This is a genomic window from Azospirillum terrae (genome assembly GCF_053470425.1).
Genome location: NZ_JBPXMR010000051.1, coordinates 1 through 1,496, shown reverse-complemented (window position 1 = coordinate 1,496; position 1,496 = coordinate 1). Strand labels below are relative to the sequence as shown.

The 1,496-nt window shown below is 39.6% G+C and carries 1 protein-coding gene; it reads right to left on the bottom strand.

Annotation, left to right across the window (positions count from 1 at the left end; genetic code table 11):
• Nucleotides 1-98: 98 nt before the first annotated feature.
• Nucleotides 99-1,340 carry an IS91 family transposase gene (locus ACSVDD_RS29875; RefSeq protein WP_510167033.1) on the bottom strand — a complete coding sequence of 414 codons (1,242 nt, stop codon included), beginning with the start codon at nucleotides 1,338-1,340 and terminating at the stop codon, nucleotides 99-101.
• Nucleotides 1,341-1,496 lie beyond the last annotated feature (156 nt).

Here is a 1,496-nt window from a genome sequence, read left to right as displayed (position 1 = left end):
TCCGACAATCCTTACATTTAAACAGAATGGTATTTATATCTTCATTCAATCCGAATGGATCTTCCTCCTCCAACCATTTTAAAAGGTCTTTACTCATTTCATCCGGCTCGTTGTTTTTTGGCATTGCCGTGATACCTCCTTGTTTTTACACACTCCATGTCTTCCATATAATGATAAAGGAAACCATAGTCGGCATGCCATATCTCCACCAAATCCATCTGTCGAAGGCAACAAGGACACTGGAACGGATCCTTATCAAAGGCCTCTATCATACGTTGACGATAGGTCTTCTTTTTCTTCTTCCGTTCTAATAGCCAAGATAGTTGCTTAGTCCTCATAAAGGAGTAAAGGTCCAAAGCAATTCTCGCCCTTCTGTACGCTCTTCTACTGTACAAACCAAAACGACCAACCATTCGAAAATGCTTGGGAGAAATGTGTTGTATTAGATTGAATAGAAATTTGTAGACTGGAAGGACTTCTTCCACTCGTTTTCCTGTTTGATGGTCTTCATACCAGAAACGAACCGATTTCCCATCGTATTCTTCGATTCGATATTCAGCAACAGCCGGTCTGGCTAAATATCTGCCAATGTATTTAGCAGCCCCTTTGGCGTCCCGCATTCTTTTTTCTGCGTTCACATAGAATCCTTTCGGATAACGGAGATACAACTCATCAACAAGATTCTTAACCGTTTTATTCTTCGGGAACCATTGTTTCACCGAATCAAGCAGCACCTTTTGCCAAGATTTCCTGAGATACTCATAAGGGATGAAATCGCTAGAAACCCATTCGTTCCTATTGTCTATAGCACCCTCTGTCACCAATGCATGGATGTGAGGATTAAATTTAAGATCTCTTCCAAAAGTATGTATGACCGTTATGATTCCAACTTGGAGATCTCGCTTCCTACTTTTCCTCCGATAGTAAAACTGGAATACCTCGGATACCTTTTTACTTAACTCATTTAGCTTCTTCCTATCTTGAAAGAAGACATTTCTCAGCTCTTTAGGAACAGTAAATACCATATGCCGATGAGGAACATTAAGAATCATTTCCTGTTGTTTGTCCGACCAATCGTCAGTATATTTCTTTCCACACTTGTGGCAGAACCTGCTTTTACAAGTAAAACAAACAAAAACGGGGGAAGGATTTCCCTCGCACCCGAGACATTCGTATCGTGAATACCCTAAGTCACGCGTACCACAACGAATTGCCTTTTGAACAGTCTCTTCAATATCTTTCCGATAGCGTTCAGGAAAAAGAGTTGAATGCATCTTCCAAAAGCCATCAAAATGGTCTCTCAACATCCGTTTGATAATTCCACTGTTTTGTTTAGTCATTGTCATTCACCTTGAAAAATGATACCAACATTTTAGCGAACGTTTATCCACAAGTACAGAATTTTATAATTTCCTAAACAATAAAAAAAAGAATGAGGTTTTCCTCATTCTTTTTCTATGACTCCAAAATGGAATTTCGCTGACTTTCGGCGGTAC